This is a genomic window from Sphingomonas arabinosi (assembly GCF_036663715.1).
Taxonomy (GTDB): Bacteria; Pseudomonadota; Alphaproteobacteria; order Sphingomonadales; family Sphingomonadaceae; genus Sphingomonas.
Window position 1 is genome coordinate 1 of sequence record NZ_JAXOJN010000056.1, and the last position, 1,471, is coordinate 1,471.

The following is a 1,471-nucleotide window of genomic DNA, read 5'->3' on the forward strand; positions in this document are numbered from 1 at the left end:
AGAACTGCAATAGATGTCAGTTTGCGGCTCACATTGCGTGAGACGGATCGGGGCGGCGGGCGCACGATCGTTGAGACGCAAGCCACAATCGGTGCGACGGACGCACAATGATGATCCGTTCGTCCACGATCCAGGAACCGCAAGGAAAAATGGCGGGTGTGGATCAAGCTGGCGCTGATTTCGACATTGGGTTTTCTGGCGGGAAAAGTTGTTCCAACAGGGGCTTTCGCAGATCGCCAGATAACCGGCCGTTTTCCAGAATCATCATATACGGGTAAACCGTACTTTTTGTTTGATGAATATACGGGATAGCCGTATATAAAGATATGCACTCGGTGATCGAAACCCCGGCCTATCTTGCTGCGGCAAAAGACGCCGGCATGGGCGAAGCCGAGCAGCAGGCGGTGGTGGATCTGATTGCCGCCAACCCCGAGGCCGGCGATATCATGCCGGGATGCGGCGGGGCGCGAAAGCTGCGTGTGGCGCGGCCGGGCGGCGGCAAGTCGGGCGGGTATCGCGTCATCAGCTATTTCGCCGGGGAGGACGTACCGGTATTCCTGCTGACCGTATTTCCAAAAAACATGAAGTCCAATCTCACCAGAGCCGAGCAGAACGCATTCGGCAAGGCCGTCAAGTTGCTCACCGAAAGTCTAGGAGGCTGACATGGCAAAGCGTGCATTCGAAAAGATGATGGCAGGCATGGAAGATGCCATCGCCTATGCGAACGGGGACATGAGCCGGGGTAAGGTGGCGGTGCCGTCGAAGGGACTCGACGTGGCGGCCATCCGCAAGCGCACGGGCAAGACGCAGGATCAGTTCGCGCGAGCCTACCACCTGCCGGTGGGGACAGTGCGAGACTGGGAGCAGCGCCGTAGCCAGCCCGATGCGCCGGCACGGGTGCTGCTGGCGCTGATCGGAGCCGAGCCGGAGACGATTGAACAACTCGTACAGCGCGGCTGACAGGCAGAGGACATGATGCACGAAACCGACGATCGGGAGGAACGGCTTGCCGCCTTCGACACCAGCGCCCTGCTACGGGCGGTGGATGACCTGGACCTGATGCGCGAACATCTCGATGGCGATGGTCACAAGCCGCCGGAAATGCGGGGTGATCTGCTGCGCTTGCACGGATTTGCCATGCGTGTCGTGAACGAGGGCTGGGCCGATACCGCGACGGCAGAGGGGATGTTCGATCTCGCGGCAGACCTTGAAAATCGCATCGATGATTTGTCCGACGCGCTCGACAGGATGCGGGAGACGATCGGTGAATTGGCAGCGTTGGCTCCGAACGATTAGCTGATAATACGCTGATTCAGCAGCACATATCGGGTCGGTTCAGGTAGCCTGCGTCTTCGTCTCGCTAATGTGCGTCCGTTGCACCGATTGTGGCTTGCGTCTCAACGATCGTGCGCCCGCCGCCCCGATCCGTCTCACGCAATGTGAGCCGCAAACTGCCATCTATTGCAGTTCC

The 1,471-nt window shown here is 59.5% G+C and carries 4 protein-coding genes; all 4 read left to right on the forward strand.

Annotated features, from left to right (window positions below; translation table 11 throughout):
* The first annotated feature begins 156 nt into the window (after positions 1-156).
* The 4 genes from U1708_RS20600 to U1708_RS20615 are packed head-to-tail and all read left to right on the forward strand — an operon-like array spanning position 157 to position 1,296.
* Positions 157-312 carry a hypothetical protein gene (locus U1708_RS20600; RefSeq protein ID WP_332748159.1) on the forward strand — a complete coding sequence of 52 codons (156 nt, stop codon included), beginning with the start codon at positions 157-159 and terminating at the stop codon, positions 310-312.
* A 14-nt stretch (positions 313-326) separates the two neighbouring features.
* Complete coding sequence (locus U1708_RS20605) at positions 327-662, forward strand: type II toxin-antitoxin system RelE/ParE family toxin (protein WP_332748161.1); 336 nt, start codon at positions 327-329, stop codon at positions 660-662.
* Between the two features lies 1 nt (position 663).
* Complete coding sequence (locus U1708_RS20610) at positions 664-960, forward strand: helix-turn-helix domain-containing protein (protein WP_332748163.1); 297 nt, start codon at positions 664-666, stop codon at positions 958-960.
* 12 nt (positions 961-972) lie between these two features.
* Positions 973-1,296, forward strand: a complete 324-nt coding sequence (locus U1708_RS20615) for a transposase (protein WP_332748165.1) — start codon at positions 973-975, stop codon at positions 1,294-1,296.
* Positions 1,297-1,471: the final 175 nt, after the last annotated feature.

What these genes read in the sequence shown, in the direction of transcription:
- U1708_RS20605 (WP_332748161.1), top strand. Translation starts at nt 327, where the DNA reads ATGCACTCGGTGATCGAAACCCCGGCCTATCTTGCTGCGGCAAAAGAC.
- U1708_RS20610 (WP_332748163.1), top strand. Translation starts at nt 664, where the DNA reads ATGGCAAAGCGTGCATTCGAAAAGATGATGGCAGGCATGGAAGATGCC.
- U1708_RS20615 (WP_332748165.1), top strand. Translation starts at nt 973, where the DNA reads ATGATGCACGAAACCGACGATCGGGAGGAACGGCTTGCCGCCTTCGAC.